The sequence below is a fragment of the Streptomyces albiflavescens genome (assembly GCF_014645835.1).
In the GTDB taxonomy this organism is placed as follows: Bacteria; Actinomycetota; Actinomycetes; order Streptomycetales; family Streptomycetaceae; genus Streptomyces; species Streptomyces albiflavescens.
Map to the genome: position 1 here is coordinate 307379 of NZ_BMMM01000002.1, position 17243 is coordinate 324621.

The 17243-nt window shown below is 68.3% G+C and carries 15 protein-coding genes; 5 read left to right on the forward strand and 10 right to left on the reverse strand.

All coding sequences use genetic code 11. From position 1 onward, the window contains the following. Window positions 1-332: 332 nt before the first annotated feature. The gene (locus IEY95_RS06360) at window positions 333-749 is read right to left on the reverse strand and encodes a hypothetical protein (RefSeq protein ID WP_373294438.1); all 417 of its coding nucleotides are present in this window, start codon (window positions 747-749) and stop codon (window positions 333-335) included. Between the two features lie 368 nt (window positions 750-1117). On the opposite strand from IEY95_RS06360, the gene IEY95_RS06365 reads away from it, so the two are divergent. Together IEY95_RS06365 and IEY95_RS06370 are read left to right on the forward strand one after the other, a co-directional pair. Then, window positions 1118-1645, forward strand: coding sequence for a universal stress protein (locus IEY95_RS06365; protein ID WP_189184879.1), 528 nt, complete (start codon window positions 1118-1120; stop codon window positions 1643-1645). A gap of 359 nt (window positions 1646-2004) precedes the next feature. Further along, window positions 2005-2577, forward strand: coding sequence for a GPR1/FUN34/YaaH family transporter (locus IEY95_RS06370; RefSeq protein ID WP_189184880.1), 573 nt, complete (start codon window positions 2005-2007; stop codon window positions 2575-2577). 226 nt (window positions 2578-2803) lie between these two features. Here IEY95_RS06370 and glmS read toward each other — a convergent pair whose 3' ends face one another. Together glmS and IEY95_RS06380 are read right to left on the reverse strand one after the other, a co-directional pair. Beyond that, a complete protein-coding gene (glmS, locus tag IEY95_RS06375) occupies window positions 2804-4621 on the reverse strand; it encodes a glutamine--fructose-6-phosphate transaminase (isomerizing) (protein WP_189184881.1) in 1818 nt (605 codons plus the stop codon). Window positions 4622-4684: 63 nt separating this feature from the next. Then, window positions 4685-4942 carry a hypothetical protein gene (locus IEY95_RS06380; protein ID WP_189184882.1) on the reverse strand — a complete coding sequence of 86 codons (258 nt, stop codon included), beginning with the start codon at window positions 4940-4942 and terminating at the stop codon, window positions 4685-4687. 165 nt (window positions 4943-5107) lie between these two features. Here IEY95_RS06380 and IEY95_RS06385 point away from each other — a divergent pair, with 165 nt between their 5' ends. Further along, window positions 5108-6673, forward strand: a complete 1566-nt coding sequence (locus tag IEY95_RS06385) for a purple acid phosphatase family protein (RefSeq protein ID WP_189184883.1) — start codon at window positions 5108-5110, stop codon at window positions 6671-6673. A 66-nt stretch (window positions 6674-6739) separates the two neighbouring features. Here the strand turns inward: IEY95_RS06385 and IEY95_RS06390 are convergent, their stop codons facing one another. Next, window positions 6740-7618 (reverse strand): DUF4429 domain-containing protein, encoded by an 879-nt coding sequence (locus IEY95_RS06390; RefSeq protein WP_189184884.1) that lies wholly within the window; start codon window positions 7616-7618, stop codon window positions 6740-6742. A gap of 111 nt (window positions 7619-7729) precedes the next feature. Between IEY95_RS06390 and IEY95_RS06395 the strand changes: the two genes are divergently transcribed. After that, on the forward strand, window positions 7730-9325 hold the full coding sequence (locus tag IEY95_RS06395) for a beta-N-acetylhexosaminidase (RefSeq protein WP_229702622.1): 1596 nt from the start codon (window positions 7730-7732) through the stop codon (window positions 9323-9325). Between the two features lie 45 nt (window positions 9326-9370). Here IEY95_RS06395 and IEY95_RS06400 read toward each other — a convergent pair whose 3' ends face one another. From IEY95_RS06400 to IEY95_RS06425, 6 genes are all read right to left on the reverse strand, one after another. Further along, complete coding sequence (locus tag IEY95_RS06400; protein WP_189184886.1) at window positions 9371-11143, reverse strand: IucA/IucC family protein; 1773 nt, start codon at window positions 11141-11143, stop codon at window positions 9371-9373. Continuing rightward, the gene (locus tag IEY95_RS06405; RefSeq protein ID WP_189184887.1) at window positions 11140-11697 is read right to left on the reverse strand and encodes a GNAT family N-acetyltransferase; all 558 of its coding nucleotides are present in this window, start codon (window positions 11695-11697) and stop codon (window positions 11140-11142) included. The genes IEY95_RS06400 and IEY95_RS06405 overlap by 4 nt, the downstream gene beginning before the upstream one ends. Next, window positions 11694-12977: a lysine N(6)-hydroxylase/L-ornithine N(5)-oxygenase family protein gene (locus IEY95_RS06410; protein WP_189184888.1), complete on the reverse strand. Its 1284-nt coding sequence runs from the start codon at window positions 12975-12977 to the stop codon at window positions 11694-11696. Before IEY95_RS06410 ends, IEY95_RS06405 begins: the two co-directional genes overlap by 4 nt. Then, window positions 12961-14427, reverse strand: coding sequence for a lysine decarboxylase DesA (gene desA / locus IEY95_RS06415; protein WP_189184889.1), 1467 nt, complete (start codon window positions 14425-14427; stop codon window positions 12961-12963). The genes IEY95_RS06410 and desA overlap by 17 nt, the downstream gene beginning before the upstream one ends. Before the next feature lie 161 nt (window positions 14428-14588). Further along, entirely contained in the window at window positions 14589-15464 is an 876-nt protein-coding gene (locus tag IEY95_RS06420; RefSeq protein ID WP_189184890.1) for a siderophore-interacting protein, read from the reverse strand. Window positions 15465-15506: 42 nt separating this feature from the next. Next, complete coding sequence (locus tag IEY95_RS06425; RefSeq protein ID WP_189184891.1) at window positions 15507-16556, reverse strand: ABC transporter substrate-binding protein; 1050 nt, start codon at window positions 16554-16556, stop codon at window positions 15507-15509. 250 nt (window positions 16557-16806) lie between these two features. On the opposite strand from IEY95_RS06425, the gene IEY95_RS06430 reads away from it, so the two are divergent. Continuing rightward, on the forward strand, window positions 16807-17235 hold the full coding sequence (locus tag IEY95_RS06430) for a hypothetical protein (protein WP_189184892.1): 429 nt from the start codon (window positions 16807-16809) through the stop codon (window positions 17233-17235). Window positions 17236-17243: the final 8 nt, after the last annotated feature.

Consider the following 17243-nt stretch of genomic DNA (forward strand, 5'->3'; position numbering starts at 1 on the left):
CGCTCCTGCACGTTTCCCCTCGGTCCTGCACGAGTCCCCCGCCGTAAGACAAGATCGAATCTACTGTGTCCTGTGGCGCCAAGGTGGCCAGTTCTCCACTCGGGAGAATGTCGACATGGCAACTTGGCGTGAAGCATTCGATCACGAAGCGTTGCACTCGTGGGCCGTGCAGGGAAGTGCGCCTTGTCGCAGTGGCCAATCCACGTAGGGTGTGCGCGCCCTCCGTGGCCCTTTCGGTGCAGGTCGAACGAGGGTTGGAGGGTCGTTCGACCAAGGGGTGCGCGATATGCAGAAGTTGGCTGAAAAGAAGCGGGGGCGTGCGCGCAAACCGGTCAGTCAACCGGCTTGTTTCCCGCACCGTGCCGACCGCCTCTGTGAGCCCCCGCACCACTGCGGCCGTACCCGCCGCCCATGACGCCCGCGCCACCGCGGCCGTGCACGGTGCCCATGACGCCCGCGCCACCCCTGCCGTGCCGTCCGCGGTGCGGGGCCCGCTCCTCGGCGCGCAGCAGCGCCGCGCCGCGCTCAGACTGCCTCAGCAGTACCCGGCAGGCCCCGGTGACGGCTGCCAGGCCCAGGGCCGTACCGGCCGCTCCGGCCAGTGAGGTGCCGTACCAGAGGAGCACCACCGGGACGAGGACACAGCTGAAGGCCGCCCAGCGCACCACGGCGCTCGCCGTGTCGGGCACGGGGGGTGCCGCGGAGTCGGTTCCGGGGAAGTGGTGGGGCGCGGTCTCGGGTCCGGGCACGGTGTGCTCCCTAGTACTCCAGTGCTCTGCATGATCTCCATGGCGGTGGCTCACCGGTTCAACGCGTGTTCGACCGGCCGGTCACTGCCTGGTCACCGGTGCACGACGGGGAAAGGCACTGTTCCCGCGATGAATGGCCTCGTCCCTGGGTGAACCCTGTGCAAACCGCCTGTACGGGGCAGCAACCATTGCGTTACGGGCGCCTCTCATGCATGCTCCGGGGAACGCCGCACAGCGCGCGCGGGATCTGGGCAGAGGGAGGCGTGCCGCCGTACCCTTGGGGGTATGGGGTTGGGAAGATGATTCCCGGACACTGCTCTGCCGATCGTTGTCGTCCCCACCACGAGGATCCAAACGCCGAGATACCCATGGCCGGTCACGAATTCTTCGATCCCGCGGACCGCAAACGCCCGCTCGCCGATCCCACGGCGGCCGAGCCCCTGGCGGCGGAAGAACCCCGCCAGTCCTGCGATCCTGCCTTCAAGCACGGCGTCGTCGTCGGTTTCGACGGTTCGACGTCCAGCGAACGCGCCCTCGCCTACGCGATCGGCATGGCCCATCGCTCCGGCTCGGGCCTGATCATCGTGCATGTCGCGAACCGGCTGCCCACCACGGTGTGGGCGGGCTGTGAGCCACCGGTCTTCGTCGATGTGCCGGACCACCGCACGGAGGTCCTCGGGCTTGAACTCGCCTGCGCCGAGTATCTGGCCGAGGTGCCGTGGATCCTCGTCGAGCGCGGCGGAGACATCTGCCACGAACTCGAAGAGGTGGGACGGGAGTACGAGGCGGACGCGATCGTCGTCGGCTCCACGCACGGCATCGTCGGGCGCATCTTCGGCTCGGTGGCCGGACGCCTCGCCAAGCGCGCGAAGCGCCCGGTGATCGTCATCCCTTGATCCGTGCGGTCGTGCCGTGATGCACGGAGCCATTCCGTGATCCGTGCGATCGTGCCGTCATTCACGGGGTCATTTCGTGATCCACGCGGTCGTCCTGTGCCCCCGGGGTCGTCCCGCTGCGCACCCGGTCGTCCCGTGATCCGCGGTGCCGGACGTTCCTGAGGCGTTGCCGTTCCGTAACTCGCCGTTGTCCCAGGTGAGATGAGTCGTGGGCAGGGCCAACTCCCTTTCGCCGCAGCGTAAATCTACTCGCGCGTAGAGGTGGTTTGTGCCCTTGTGAAGGGTACATACCGGTCGCCGGACCAACCGTACGGCCGGTACCACGCAGCACAACTGCACATGCCTGAAGGGAGCCCGCCGTGGACAACGACGTCTCTGCGGGAAGCACCACAACATCGACCCTCGGCCAACTCGCGCTCGGACTCACCCTGCTGGCCTTCGGCCTCGGTCACACCCGAGTGATCGACGGCGTCACGGCGGCGGACTCCGTCTCCCTCGCCACCTATGTCGGTGGCATCGCGCTCTTCGTCGCCGGTCTGTTCGCCTTCCGCGACCATGACGCCTTCACCGGTACGGCCTTCTCCGCACTCGGCGCGCTCTGGTTCACCTGGGGCGTCACGTCCGACGCGCAGGTCTCCGCCAACGCGGCCGGCCTCTTCCTGCTCCTGTTCGCGCTCGTCGCGCTCAGCCTGACGGTCGCGGCCTCCGGCGCCTCGACACTCGTACGCGGCACGTACGGGCTGCTCTTCGTGGGCCTTCTCCTGCTGGCCATCGGGCAGTTCGGCGACTCCAGTGGGCTGGCCAAGGTCGCCGGCTGGTTCGCCGCGGCCGGTGGGCTGCTGGCCTGGTACGGGGCCACGGCGGCGCTCGCCAACTGGCCCACCGCACTGCCCGGACGCGCCGCCGGCCGGGGGGTGACGGCCACCGGCTGAGCCTGGCGCGGGCCGGGGTAATGGGCGGCCCCGGCCCCTGAAAGAACGATCCCCTGTGTGAAGGTGGCACACACAGGGGATCGTTCAGCTTTTTTTGCGCCTAGACCGGCGCCGCTCTCGCGGACCTGGATGCGCACCTTTTGCGCCTAAACCGGCGCCGCTCTCGCGGACCTGGTTGCTCGCCGCGGGTGTTCCTCAATTATCGCTTCGGTGGTCTTGTGGATTTTTATTCGACCGTGACCGACTTGGCGAGGTTCCGCGGCTTGTCGATGTCCCGGCCCAGCGCCAACGCCGTGTGGTAGGCGAGGAGTTGCAGCGGGATGCCCATGAGGATCGGGTCCAGCTCGTCCTCGTTCTTCGGGACGACGATCGTCTGGTCGGCCTTCTCCTGCTCCTGGTGGGCGACCGCGAGGATCTTGCCGCTGCGGGCCTTGATCTCCTCCAGGGCGGCGCGGTTCTTCTCCAGGAGGTCGTCGTCGGGGACGATCGCGACCGTCGGCAGGGCGGGCTCGATGAGCGCCAGCGGGCCGTGCTTGAGCTCGGAGGCGGGGTAGGCCTCGGCGTGGATGTACGAGACCTCCTTGAGCTTCAGGGAGGCCTCACGGGCCACCGGGTAGCCCCGGACACGGCCGATGAAGAGCATCGAGCGGGCCTCGGCGTACTGCTCGGCCAGCTTCTTGATCTCGTCCTCCTGCTGAAGGATTTCGGAGATCTGGCCGGGCAGCTTGCGCAGGCCCTCGATGATCCGCTTGCCGTCGCGGACCGACAGGTCGCGGGTACGGCCGAGGTGCAGGGCGAGCAGCGCGAAGGCGACGGTGGTGTTCGTGAAGCACTTGGTGGAGACGACGCAGACCTCGGGGCCCGCGTGGACGTACATGCCGCCGTCGGCCTCGCGGGCGATGGCGCTGCCCACCACGTTCACCACGCCCAGGACCCGCGCGCCCTTGCGCTTGAGCTCCTGGACGGCCGCCAGGACGTCGTAGGTCTCACCGGACTGGGAGACGGCGACGTACAGCGTGTCGGGGTCGACCACGGCGTTGCGGTAGCGGAACTCGGAGGCCGGCTCGGCGTCCGCGGGGATGCGGGCGAGCTCCTCGATCATCTGGGCGCCGATCATGCCCGCGTGGTACGAGGTGCCGCAGCCGAGGATCTTCACGCGGCGGATCTGGCGTGCCTCGCGGGCGTCCAGGTTCAGGCCACCCAGGTGCACGGTCGAGAACCGGTCGTCGATGCGGCCGCGCAGCACACGGTCCACGGCGTCGGCCTGCTCGTGGATCTCCTTGTGCATGTACGTGTCGTGGCCGCCCATGTCGTACGACTCGGCCTCCCACTCCACGGTGGTCGGCTCGGCCGTCGTACGGGTGCCCTCGGTGGTGTACGTACGGAAGTCGTCGGCCTTGAGGGTGGCCATCTCGCCGTCGTCGAGGGTCACTATCTGGCGGGTGTGGGTGACCAGGGCGGCGACGTCGGATGCGACGAACATCTCCTTCTCGCCGATGCCGAGGACGACCGGGGAGCCGTTGCGGGCCACCACGATGCGGTCGGGGAAGTCGGCGTGCAGGACGGCGATGCCGTACGTGCCCTCGATCAGGCGGAGCGCGTCGCGGACCTTGTCCTCGAGCTTCTCCTGCTGCGAGCGGGCGATGAGGTGGGTGAGGACCTCGGTGTCGGTCTCGGAGAGGAACTCGATGCCGTCGGCCTCGAGCTTCTTCCGCAGGTCGGCGGCGTTGTCGATGATGCCGTTGTGGACGAGCGCGACCTTGTTGTCGGCCGACATGTGCGGGTGGGCGTTCACATCGGAGGGGGCGCCGTGGGTGGCCCAGCGGGTGTGGGCGATGCCGGTGGTGCCCTTGAAGCGCGCGGGGACCTTGGCCTCCAGGTCACGGACCCGGCCCTTGGCCTTGACCATCTTCAGGCCGGCCGACTTCGGGGTCGTGACGACGATGCCCGCCGAGTCGTAGCCGCGGTATTCCAGGCGCTGCAGGCCCTCCAGCAGGAGCGGCGCCACATCACGCTTTCCGATATATCCCACGATTCCGCACATATAAGGTCCTTCTGTCCTCTCTGTTGATGAGTGCTCGCCCGGCGTCGGTCGTAGCCGGGGCGGTCAGCCGTAGACGATGCGCCGCAGCTGCCTGAGCGTGAGCTCCGGCGGTGCGACCGCCCGGTACTTCAGGTCCGCCTCGATCCGATCGAAGATCGCCGTGTTCACCAGGCCCTGGGCCTGGAGCTCGCGGTGGCGGCGACGGACGTAGTCCTCGGTCGTCTCGTCGAAATAGGCGAGCACGTCCTGGATCACCCGCAGCGCCTCGCCCCGGTTCAGGGGCGAGGACCGCGTCAGATGATCAACAAGTTCGTCGTGCACCCGGTAGATCCTGGGGTACCGGCGGCCGTTTCGCAAGAATCCTGCCCGATATCGGGCAACGGTCTGTTGAAAGTCTTATGGGGGGCTGTTTGGAAGCTGTCCATCCTGTGTCTTGCGCCGCGTCGATTGCCGGGAGCAACTTCTGTGGCCATGGACACTCCACGCATGGGCGTACCGGAGCAGCTTGCCGAGCGCATGAGCATGGCCGAGCAGCACGAGTACCTTCGCGCCAAGTTCTCGCGGCGCAACATGATCAGAGGCGGCGCCGTGACCCTGGGCGCCGTCGCGGGCGGCGCCTTCGTACCGGGCGCCGTCGCACAGGCCGCGGTGCCGACGCAGCGGACCGCGGCTTCGGCGGAGAAGGTCGACGGCGCGCTCGTCGCCCCCTTCGGCCGCCACCTCGCCTACGGCGCCGATCCGCGCACCGAGATGACCGTCTCCTGGCAGGTTCCGACGCCGGTCGACAAGCCGTTCATTCGCATCGGCGCCCACCCCTGGGACCTCTCCCGGAAGATCGAGGCCGAGGTCCGCACCCTCTACACCCCGGCCGGCGTCGGCGCGAGCGGCGACCACACGCAGTACTACGTGCACGCCCAGCTCGCCCACCTGCGCCCCGGCAAGACGTACTACTACGGCGTCGGCCACGCGGGCTTCGACCCGGCCGAGCCCCACCTGCTGGGCACCCTCGGCACCTTCACCACCGCTCCCTCGCACGCCCAGCCGTTCACCTTCACGGCCTTCGGCGACCAGGGCGTCAGCTACCACGCCCTGGCCAACGACAGCCTGATCCTCGGCCAGAACCCGGCCTTCCACCTGCACGCCGGCGACATCGCCTACGGCGACCCGGCCGGCGCGGGCAAGACCACCGACACCGGGTTCGACTCGCGCACCTGGGACCAGTTCCTGTACCAGACCGAGTCGGTCGCCAAGCAGGTCCCGTGGATGGTCTCGTACGGCAACCACGACATGGAGGCCTGGTACTCGCCCAACGGCTACGGCGGTGAGGAGGCCCGCTGGACCCTCCCCGACAACGGTCCGGACAAGAAGAACCTCCCGGGCGTCTACTCCTTCGTCTACGGCAACACGGCGATCATCTCCCTGGACCCCAACGACGTCTCCTTCGAGATTCCGGCCAACCTCGGCATCTCCGGCGGCACCCAGACGAAGTGGTTCGAGGGCCAGCTGAAGAAGTTCCGCGCCTCGAAGGACATCGACTTCATCATCGTGTTCTTCCACCACTGCGCGTACTGCACCTCCACGGCGCACGCCTCGGAGGGGGGCGTGCGCCAGGAGTGGGTGCCGCTGTTCGACAAGTACTCGGTCGACCTGGTCATCAACGGCCACAACCACCAGTACGAGCGCACGGACGTCATCAAGGGCAACCAGGTCGTCAAGAAGCTGCCGATCGGCGAGACGGCGTACTCCGACACCGAGGGTGTGGTGTACGTCACGGCCGGCGCGGCGGGCCGCAGCCTGTACGCCTTCACCGCCCCGGACTCCTACGAGGGACACGAGAACGAGGTCGACTCCGTGGCCTCCTTCGTCAACCTCAAGGACGGCAAGCAGAACGAGACCGTCGCCTGGTCGCGTGTTCGCTACCTGAACTACTCCTTCCTGCGCGTGGACGTCACCCCCGCGCCGAAGGGCCACTACACCACCCTGAAGGTCCAGGGCATCGCCGAGACCGGTGACCGGATCGACCACTTCACGGTGGCGCGCAAGGCGAAGTAGCCCCCACCGTGCGCCCGGACGGCGGGCGCACGACATCCGGGCAGGCGGTCCGCACCGGCGCTGTTCCTACATGCGCCTGAGGACCGCCTGCTTGGCCAGCGCGAACTCCTCGTCCGTCAGGACGCCCTCCTTGTGCAGGTCGCCGAGCTCGCGCAGGCGGCGCAGCAGGGCGTCGTGGTCGGCCTCGGCGGAGGCCGACGCCGCGGCGGGCCGCGGTTCTTTCCCCCGCTCCTGATCGACGGGAGCCGTCGGATGCGGCAGCCGCGCCTGCACGGCCGCCGCGACCAGCGCCATCAGCGGGTCCTTCTTGAAGCCCCACAGCTCCACGGAGTTGGGGTCGTACTTCGGCGGGGCCTTGGTCTCCGCGCCGCGCACGACGAAGCGCAGGCAGCCGTTCTCCAGGCCGACCGCGGGATGCCACTCGACGGCCGTGATGTCGCCCAGGGCGAGCGAGCGGGCGCCCGCGGCGGCCTTCGCGTCCTCCGTCTTCCAGTTCCATTCCAGGCGTACCTGTTCGCCGTCGAAGCTCGCGGTGCCGTCACCGGCGGAGGCGGACAGCGGCACGGAGGGGCCGGGCAGGAGGTAGCCGTCGACGGGGTCGGACGGCACCTGGTCCAGCAGCAGCGCGTTGCGCACCTCGTCCACGAAGTACTCGGCGACTCCGTAGCGGTCGGACTCGACGGTGAGCTGGTACGGGTCGTTCGGCTCGGCGAGCTTGCCGCCGGTCGCCTGGAGCAGCGGGTCGGCGCCGTCGCGCAGTCTGAGCCTCAGCCGCCCGGTCTTCTTGCCCTGTTCGAAGGAGACGCCCGCCAACGCGCCGAGTGGGACCGCCAGTTCACCCAGGGTCTTGCGGAGCAGGCTGACGTTCTTGTCGCGTCCCGGTGTCAGCCGCAGTGCGTCGCCGTCGAAGGCCCATGTGCCGTCCCGCTGGATGATTTCCGCCATGAGGGGGATTGTTTCACCGGGTCTGCGGGAGAGTGGTCTTTACCAATTTGCGGGGCCGTGCGCAGGATCATGCGCACGGCCCGCGCGAAGGGCCATTCGAAGGGAGCGCATGTGAGACAGCACCACAGAACGCCCCGCCTTCTCGGTACGCTGCTGCTCGTGGCAGCTGCCGGTATCTCCGTCGTCGGGGCGGCACCCCCCGCGGCCGACCGAACCGCGACCCCTCTGGGGCAGGTGGTCCCGGCGCCCGCCTCGGTCCACGCGGGCGGACCCGCGTACCGCATCACCGGTGACACCCGTATCCGTATCGACGACGACTCGCGGGAGGCCCGCCGGGTCGGCGAGTATCTCGCGGACATCCTGCGTCCCTCCACCGGCTACCGGCTGCCGGTCACCTCGCACGGCGGGGGATCCATTCGACTCCTGCTCGGCGGCAAGGGACTGGGCGACGAGGGTTACCGCCTCGACAGTGGCCGGGGCGGTGTCACCATCACGGCCGGCGGGCCCGCCGGGCTCTTCCACGGCGTCCAGACCCTGCGCCAGCTGCTTCCGGCCTCCGTCGAGAAGAACTCCGTGCAGCCCGGACCCTGGCTGGTCGCGGGCGGCACCATCAAGGACATCCCGCGCTACGGCTACCGCGGCGCGATGCTCGACGTCTCCCGGCACTTCTTCACCGTCGGCCAAGTCAAGCGCTACATCGACGAGTTGGCCCTCTACAAGGTCAACAAGCTGCATCTGCACCTGAGTGACGACCAGGGCTGGCGCATCGCGATCGACTCCTGGCCGCGCCTCGCCACCCACGGCGGCTCCACGCAGGTCGGCGGCGGACAGGGCGGCTACTACACCAAGGCGCAGTACAAGGAGATCGTCCAGTACGCCGCCTCGCGCTATCTGGAGGTCGTCCCGGAGATCGACATGCCGGGGCACACCAACGCCGCGCTGTCCTCGTACGCGCAGCTGAACTGCGACGGGGTCGCGCCGCCGCTCTACACCGGCACGGACGTCGGCTTCAGCTCGCTGTGCGTGGCGAAGCCGGTGACGTACGACTTCGTGGACGACGTGATCCGGGAGCTGGCCGCGATCACGCCCGGCACGTACCTGCACATCGGCGGAGACGAGGCCCACTCCACCAGCCACGCCGACTACGTCGCCTTCATGGACAAGGTGCAGCCCATGGTCGCCAAGTACGGCAAGACGGTGATCGGCTGGCACCAGCTGACCGGGGCCACTCCGGCGAAGGGCGCCATCGCACAGTACTGGGGGCTCGACGACACCAGTGCCGAGGAGAAGGCGCAGGTCGCGAAGGCCGCGCAGAACGGGACGGGCCTCGTCCTGTCGCCGGCCGACCGGCTCTACCTCGACATGAAGTACACCGCCGACACCCCACTGGGGCAGGACTGGGCGGGCCTGGTCGAGGTGAAGCGGTCCTACGACTGGGACCCGGGCGCCTACCTGCCGGGGGCCCCGAGTTCGGCGATCCGGGGAGTGGAAGCGCCGTTGTGGACGGAGACGATTCTGAACTCCGCCCACATCGACTACATGGCGTTCCCGCGGCTGCCCGGTGCCGCCGAGCTCGGCTGGTCGCCCGCGTCGACGCACGACTGGGACACGTACAAGGTGCGGCTCGCGGCGCAGGCGCCGCGATGGGAGGCGCTGGGGATCGGCTACTACCGGTCGCCCCAGGTTCCCTGGCCCGCGTCCCGGTGACGGAGGTGGGGCTCAGGAGGACCGTCTCCTGAGCCCCACCCGGCTTCAGAGACTCGCGATCGGGTTCTTCAGGTTGCCGACCAGTTGCAGCGCGCCCGACGGATCCGCCAGGTCCACCATTTGCCTGTTGTCGCGCAACTGGAGGCGGTTGAGGCAGGACAGCGCGAACTCGGGCGCGAACATGTCGTACTGCTGGAATTTGTCGGCGAGTTCGGGCGTCGCGTCCTGGTACTCGCGCACGGACGCGGCGACCGTCCGCCAGAAGTCGTCCTCGTCGAGGATGCCCTCGTCGGCGAGGTTCGCGGCGAGGAAGCGGAAGAAGCAGTCGAAGACGTCCGTGAAGATGGACAGGAGCTTCTTGTCCTCGGGCACCTCGACGCGGATCCGCTCGACCGCGGGCGGCAGTACCGCCTGCGGGTCCATGACCGCGATCTCCTCGGCGATGTCCTTGTAGATCGCGCGCTGTACGGCGCCGTCCTTGAGGACCAGGATGACGTTCTCGCCGTGCGGCATGTAGACGAGGTCGTACGCGTAGAAGCTGTGCAGCAGCGGCGTGAAGTAGGCGCGCAGATAGCGGCGCAGCCACTCCACCGGCGTCAGCCCCGACTGTTCGATCAGCGCGCCCGCGAAGGACGCGCCGTCGTGGTCGACGTGCGCGAGGGACGCCATGGTCGCCAGGGTCTCGCCCTCCTGGAGCAAGGGCACCGGGCTCTCGCGCCACAGGGCGGCGAGCATTTTGCGGTACGGGGAGTAGCGGTCCGTGGCGGCCTCGTACTCCAGGTGGCGGTAGCCGACCGCGGCACGCTCGCGGATGACCGACAGGCCGGTCGACTTCAACACCGGGTCGTTCTCGACGAGTTGCGCCAGCCAGTCGTTGATCGCCGGGGTCGCTTCCATGTAGGCGGCGGACAGACCGCGCATGAAGCCCATGTTGAGGACGGAGAGCGCCGTTTTGACGTAGTGCTTCTCGGGGCGGGACGTGTTGAAGAACGTCCGGATCGACTGCTGGGCCAGATATTCGTCGTCGCCCTCGCCGAGGCAGACGAGGTGCCGCTGGGCGACCTCGGCCGCGAAGGTCACGGAGAGCTTGTTCCACCACTGCCAGGGGTGGACGGGGATGAGGAGGTAGTCCTCGGGGTGGAGGCCCTGACCGGCGAGCGTCCCGGTGAACCGCTCGACCGTCCGCTCGCCCAGCTCCTCGCGCACGAAGGACTCGTAGTCGATCCCCACGCCCGCCGTGAACGCGGCCCGCGAGCGGTGTGCGGCCAGCCAGACCAGGCGGACCGGGCTCGCGGTCTCGGGCGCGTACGAGAGGTACTCGTGCACCCCGAAGCCGAGCCGCCCGTTGTTGGCGACGAAGCAGGGGTGGCCCTCGGTCATACCGGTCTCGATGGCCTGGAAGCCCGATCGAACCAGTTCGCCGACCGGGATCTGCGGCTTGGTGAGCTTGAAGCAGGTGCCCGAGAGCGTGGAGGAGATCTCCTCCAGGTAGACCGGCAGGACCTCGTCGCTCAGTCCGAGGGACTTCTTCAGCTCGATGAAGAAGTCGAGCGCGGCGAGCGGCAGTTCGCCGCCGTCGCGGTGCCGGGTGATCGACTCGGCGTCGACCTGCCAGTGGTCGAGGGAGCGGAGGCGGGCGGTGAAGCGGTAGCGGGTGAGACCGTCGTCGCTGCGGACCTCGTAGCGGCCGTCCGGGAGGCTCTCCGGCGTGATGAGCCGCTCGTGGGTGAACTCGGCGAGCGCCTTGCGTATCAGGAGGCGGTTGGCGCGGGCCCAGCGTTCGGGGGAGAGGTGGGCGACGGCGTCGGCGAGGCTCACGCGGGCACCGCCTTCTCGAACTGCTCCCGGGTGCAGAAGCTCAGCAGCGCCTTCTTCTCCGGCTTCTGGATCTCGCGCTCGGGCAGGAAGCCGACGGCTTCGTTGAGGGCGTGCACGGCCTTGTTGCGTACGTCGGGCTCGACGACGACGCGCGCGGTCGCCGGGTCGGCGAACAGGTGCTCCATCACGGCGGTGATCACGGCCCGGGTGAACCCGTGCACGGGCGTGTCGCTCGGCGCGACGAGGAAGTGCATGCCGACGTCGCCGGGTTCCGGCTCGTAGAGGCCGACGAGCTCGACGTGCGCCGGGTCGTAGCGCTCCATGAGGAAGACGGGCTCACCGTCCAGCAGCCCGAGGAACGCGTCGTGGTACTCACTGGCCGCGATGGCCATGTACGCGCGCTCCACGTCGTGCAGTTCGGCCTCCTGCATCATCCAGAAGGCGGCCTTGGGGTGGGTGACCCAGCCGTGCAGCAGCTCCGCGTCCTCGGTGGGGTCGAGCGGGCGGATGGTGAAGGTGCCGATGGCGCTGTTCATACGGCTCGTGGTGCTCATGCGGCGAACTCCTGGAACGCGATCGTCTTCTCGACGGGGTAGTACTCGGTGCCGAGCAGCTCTCGGATGATGTACGCGTTGCGGTACGCGCCCATGCCGAGGTCCGGGGACGTGATGCTGTGCGTGTGGACGCCGGCGTTCTGGAGGAAGACGCCCCGGCCCGTGGTGTCGATCGAGTAGTTGCGGGCGATGTCGAAGTTGCCCTGTGAGTCGTGGCGCAGCCGGTCCTGGACGGGCTTGAGGAACTCCGGCTCGGCGTACTTGTAGCCGGTGGCGAGGATCAGGCCCTCGGAGCGCAGCTCGTAGTCCTTCTCCTGCTCCTCCTGACGCAGGCCCAGCTCATAGACCCCGTCCCGGTAAATGACAGTGTTCAGCGAGGAGTTGGTGAGCAGACGGGTGGGAACCGGGCCGCCGAGGTTCTTCTGGTAGAGCAGGTCGAAGATCTCATTGATCAGGTCGCCGTCGATGCCCTTGAACAGGCCCTTCTGCTGGGCCGTGAGGCGGTAGCGGGTCTGCTCCGGCAGCGCGTGGTAGTAGTCGATGTACTCCGGGGAGGTCATCTCCAGCGTGAGTTTCGTGTACTCCAGCGGGAAGAAGCGCGGCGAGCGGGTGACCCAGTTCAGCCGATAGCCGTGGACGTCGATCTCGCTGAGCAGGTCGTAGTAGATCTCGGCGGCGGACTGGCCGCTGCCGACCAGCGTGATCGACTCCTTGCGCTGCAACTCCGTCTTGTGCCGCATGTAGCGGGAGTTGTGGATGAAGTCGCCGCCCAGGCCCGCGCAGGCCTCGGGGAGGTACGGTGGGGTGCCGGTGCCGAGGACCAGGTGGCGGGCGCGAAACGTTTCGCCGGCCTCGGTCCGTACGAGGTAGAGATCGTCCTCGTCCTCGTACGTCACTTCGGTCACCGTCGTGCCGAAGCGGACGTTGGTGAGTCCGTTGGCGGCCCAGCGGCAGTAGTCGTCGTACTCGACCCGCAGCGGGTAGAAGTTCTCGCGGATGTAGAACGAGTACAGTCGGCCCTTCTCCTTCAGGTAGTTGAGGAAGGAGTACGGCGACGTCGGGTCGGCCAGGGTGACCAGGTCCGACATGAACGGGGTCTGGAGGTGGGCCCCGTCGAGGAACATGCCCGCATGCCACTCGAAGTCCGGCTTCGAGTCCAGGAAGACGCCGTCGAGTTCGGCGATGGGCTCGGTGAGGCAGGCGAGGCCGAGGTTGAAGGGCCCGAGCCCGATCCCCACGAAGTCGTAGGTCTTGTTCGAGGCTTCAGGAAGCGCGGTCAAGGGACTCTCCCAGGTACTGCTCGGCATGGCCGGCGATCAGATCGAGCACGGCGGCGATGTCGTCCGTCGTGGTCTCGGGGTTGAGCAGGGTGAACTTCAGGTAGTGGCGCCCGCCGACCTTGGTGCCCGCCACGACGGCGTCACCGGAGGCGAACAGGGCCTTGCGGGCGTACAGGTTGGCGCGGTCGATCTCGGCCGGGTCGGTGATGGCGGCCGGGATGTAGCGGAAGACCAGGGTGGAGAGGGACGGCTCGACCACGACGTCGTAGCGCGGGTCGGCGGCCAGCAGCTTCCAGCCCTCCGCCGCCAGGTCGCAGACCTCGTCGAAGAGTTCGCCGATGCCGTCGGCGCCCATCACGCGCAGCGTCATCCACAGCTTGAGCGCGTCGAAGCGGCGGGTGGTCTGCAGGGACTTGTCGACCTGGTTGGGGATGCGCTCCTGGACCATGCGGAGGGGGTTCAGGTACTCCGCGTGGTAGGTCGCGTGGCGCAGGGTGGAGGCGTCCCGGACGAGCACGGCGGACGAACTGACCGGCTGGAAGAAGGACTTGTGGTAGTCGACGGTGACGGAGTCGGCGCGCTCGATGCCGCCCAGGCGGTCCCGGTTCTTCAGGGAGGTGAGCAGTCCGCAGCCGTATGCCGCGTCCACGTGCATCCAGGCACCGAACTGGGCGCACAGCTCGGCGATTTCGGGCAGGGGGTCGATGGAGCCGAAGTCGGTGGTGCCCGCGGTGGCGACGACGGCCATGGGGACCAGGCCGTCGCGCTCGCAGCGCTCCAGTTCGTGGGCGAGGGCGACCGTCTGCAGGCGCTGGTCGTGGTCGACGGGGATCGAGACGACGGAGTCCGCGCTCAGGCCGAGGAGTTTGGCCGACTTCTTGACACTGAAGTGGCTGACCTCGGAGGCGAAGATCCGTAGTGTGCCGAGATCGGCTGCCCCTTCCCACCCTGTCCGCACGGGCTTGGCCTCCTCGCGGGCCAGCAGCAGCGCCTGGAGGTTGGACTGGCTGCCGCCGCTGGTGAACACACCGTCGGCCACCGGGCCCAGGCCGATGCGTTCGTTGGTCCAGTCGATGAGCTTGCGCTCGATGAGGGTGCCGCCGGCCGACTGGTCCCAGGTGTCCAGCGAGGAGTTGACGGCGGAGAGGACGGCTTCGCCGAGCACGGCCGGGATGACGACCGGGCAGTTGAGGTGCGCGAGATAGCGCGGGTGGTGGAAGTAGATCGCGTCCCGGAGGTAGACCTCCTCCAGCTCGTCGAGGACCGCCGTGGTGTCGTGCAGCGGGCGGTCCAGGTCGATCTGCTCGATGCGGGGAGCGAGGGTGTCGACCGTGACGCCGGTGAACGGACGGTCGGTGGTGGCGAGTTTGGCCGCCACCCGCTCGATTCCTTCGGTCACGGAGCGGCGGTACCGATCCGCGGTCGTGTCATTGAGCAGGTGCGAGCGCATGTGGGGGTCCTCCGGTGGGGACAGTCCGTGCGGGACAGGAGCCTTCAACTTAGGTTAGCCTAACCTAAGTTGTTGACCCCGAAACCCGCCCCTCCCGTGACCGCCGTCACGCCCCCCTTTTTTTTGGTCGTTCGCCTCCGGGGCGCTCCAGCCGGTACAGCTCACTCTGTTTCGCGCAGTTGCTCCTCGCTGAGCCCGCGCCGCCAGTAGCCGACGAAGGTGACGCGCCTGCGGTCGATCCCGCGCTCGCGCACGAGATGGCGGCGCAACTCCTTCACCTGACCGGACTCGCCCGCGATCCAGGCGTACGGCGCCTCGGCGGGGGGAAGTCGGGCGGCTCGCACGGCGTCGACGGCCATGAGGGTGGGGGCATCTCCCACGCCGTCAAGGCGGTGGGGGACGTCGCCGCGTACGAGCCAGGTGATCTCGGCGTCGGCCGAGGTCACCAGGTCCTGGATGTCGCCGGCGTGATGGACCTCCAGCCAGGCGCGGACGCGGGTGTCCGCCGGCAGTGATTCGAGGATGGCCGAAGCGGCGGGCACGGCGGTCTCGTCGCCCCAGATGACGACGAGGTCGGTGTCCTCGGGCGGGCGGAAGCGGATCGCCCTGTTGTCCTCGATCGCCGGGCCGAGCAGGACGACGCGGTCGCCGGCGGCCGCTCGGGATGCCCAGAGCGACGCGGGCCCCGCGGGTGTCACTGCCCCCGGCTCCACGCCGTGCAGCGCGAAGTCGATGTCGATCTCGTCGGGGTTCCGCCGCAGGGCGCGCAGGGTGTACGAGCGCATCACCGCCCGTACGTCGTCGGGGAGTTCGCGCCAGCCCTGCCACCAGTTGTCGCCCCGTTCGATGGGGATGACGGGCTCGGGCTGGCCCGGGTGCGGCAGGAAGAGCGACAGACTCTGGTCGCGTCCGGCGGAGTGGAACGCGTGCAGATCGGGGCCGGCGAAGGTCACCCGGACCAGAGACGGGCCGAGCCGCCTCGTCCGTACGACCTGGAGGGTGAAGAAACGGAACGGGGCGGCTACGGCCGTCGTCATAAGTGCTCCTGAGTCATCGTCAGGGGGTCACGGCAGGGGGTGTCAGGCGACCTTCTTGGCCTTCTCGATGGCCTCGGCGAGGTTGTCGAGGATCGGGGTGCACTTGTCGTAGGACAGGATCGGCTCGGGCGTGCGCGCGATGACCTGTCCGGCCTTGACGGCGGGCAGCTTCTTCCAGGTGGCCTCGGTGATGTCGGCCGGCTGGATGGTCGAGGAGCGGTCGTCCATGATGATGATGTCGGCCGGGTACTTGTCGACGTTCTCCCAGCTCAGGTTCTCGAACCAGCCGCCGCTGGCCTTCAGGGCCTTCGCGGACGGCTCGACGATGTTCACGCCGAGCGCCTTGAAGTACTCCAGGTCGATGGAGAGGTTGGAGCCGGAGACGTAGAAGATGTCCTGGCTCGCGGAGCCGGCCAGGACCTTGATCTCCGGGCGGGACTTGGCGGCCTTGCGCAGACGCTCGGCGGCCGTCTCGAACTTCTTCTTCGCCTCGGTGATCTTCGCGGACTTCACATCGGCGCCGAGCGACTCGGCGAGCGCGAGCATGCGCTCCAGCGGCTTGGGCATCTGCACGTCGTAGACGGAGATGCCGACGCTCGGGGCCAGCTTGAGGATCTTGGCCTTGGACTCCGCGGGGACGTACCAGAGGGTGCCGGCGGCGTCGAACATCGTCGAGATGAGGACCTCGGGGGCGAGGCCGGCGTACTTCTCGATGTTGAACTGGCCCCACTCGTTGCCGAGGATCGTCACCTTGCTGATGTCCATGTCGCCGGCCTGGACATCGGCCTTGCCGTCCTTGGTCCTGGTCGGGCCGAAGACGCCCTTGACCTCGATGCCGTAGTCGTAGAGCGCGGCGGCGACACCCGTGAAGGCGACGATGTTCGCCGGGATCCTGTCCGTCTTCACCGTCGTGCCACGGTCGTCCTCGAAGGTCCAGGGGCCGGACTTCTCGGCGGCCTTCGTGGAGTCCGCGCCACCGTTTTTCGAGTCTTTGTCGTCGCCACAGGCGGCGAGGACGGCACCGAGGCCGAGGGCGCCGCCCGCGGCGAGGATGCCGCGACGAGTGAGGTGGGTGGCACGGGCGTTGGGCATGAGTGTGACTGCTTTCGGCACGGGGCAGGAACGCCCGCCGGACAAGTTCGAAGATAGGTTAGCCTAACCTCATCTCCTGTCCAGGGGACGGGGATGTGCCGGGGTGATCAATATGTTGCGGGCATGACATGTGTCACCTGCGAGTGATGATCCATATCCGTTGTGGATCACCCTTTTCTCTCCTTAGTGTTCCGATCAACACACTTGGCCCCAGGTCGAGTTGACGGGACATTGGGCAACGGAGGGAATCATGGGCAGATCCAAGAAGGGGCTTGCCGTCGCGGTTGCGGGGGCGGCGCTGACGGTGGGGATGTCGGCCGGGCCGGCGTCGGCGACTTCGTACACGCTGTACTGCGACACCTCGTCGGCGTCGGGCGCCGGCACGATCAACGGCTGGGTCAGCGGTGCGACGAGCCTCGGCGTCATCCTGTCCGTGTACGACGCCAAGGCGGACGGCCACCACGTGGCCATCCGCCTGATCGCCAAGAACGACGGCGGCGGGGTGCTCACCCCCTGGCCGTGGCACCACAATTATTCGGGATACGGCGAGAGCCTGACTCTGAGCACCACGGCCGGCTACTCCGCGGGCATGTACGACGTCGGAATCGAGGTCGCCACCTTCGAGGGCGACACCGAGCTGAACTACTGCAGGGACTGGCTGCGCTCCGACCAGACCTGACGGCCCGG

Coding starts and splice junctions, on each gene's coding strand:
- IEY95_RS06365 (WP_189184879.1), top strand. CDS start 1,118: ATGGCCGGTCACGAATTCTTCGATCCCGCGGACCGCAAACGCCCGCTC.
- glmS (WP_189184881.1), bottom strand. CDS start 4,621: ATGTGCGGAATCGTGGGATATATCGGAAAGCGTGATGTGGCGCCGCTC.
- IEY95_RS06385 (WP_189184883.1), top strand. CDS start 5,108: ATGGGCGTACCGGAGCAGCTTGCCGAGCGCATGAGCATGGCCGAGCAG.
- IEY95_RS06390 (WP_189184884.1), bottom strand. CDS start 7,618: ATGGCGGAAATCATCCAGCGGGACGGCACATGGGCCTTCGACGGCGAC.
- IEY95_RS06405 (WP_189184887.1), bottom strand. CDS start 11,697: ATGAGCACCACGAGCCGTATGAACAGCGCCATCGGCACCTTCACCATC.
- desA (WP_189184889.1), bottom strand. CDS start 14,427: ATGCGCTCGCACCTGCTCAATGACACGACCGCGGATCGGTACCGCCGC.
- IEY95_RS06420 (WP_189184890.1), bottom strand. CDS start 15,464: ATGACGACGGCCGTAGCCGCCCCGTTCCGTTTCTTCACCCTCCAGGTC.
- IEY95_RS06425 (WP_189184891.1), bottom strand. CDS start 16,556: ATGCCCAACGCCCGTGCCACCCACCTCACTCGTCGCGGCATCCTCGCC.
- IEY95_RS06430 (WP_189184892.1), top strand. CDS start 16,807: ATGGGCAGATCCAAGAAGGGGCTTGCCGTCGCGGTTGCGGGGGCGGCG.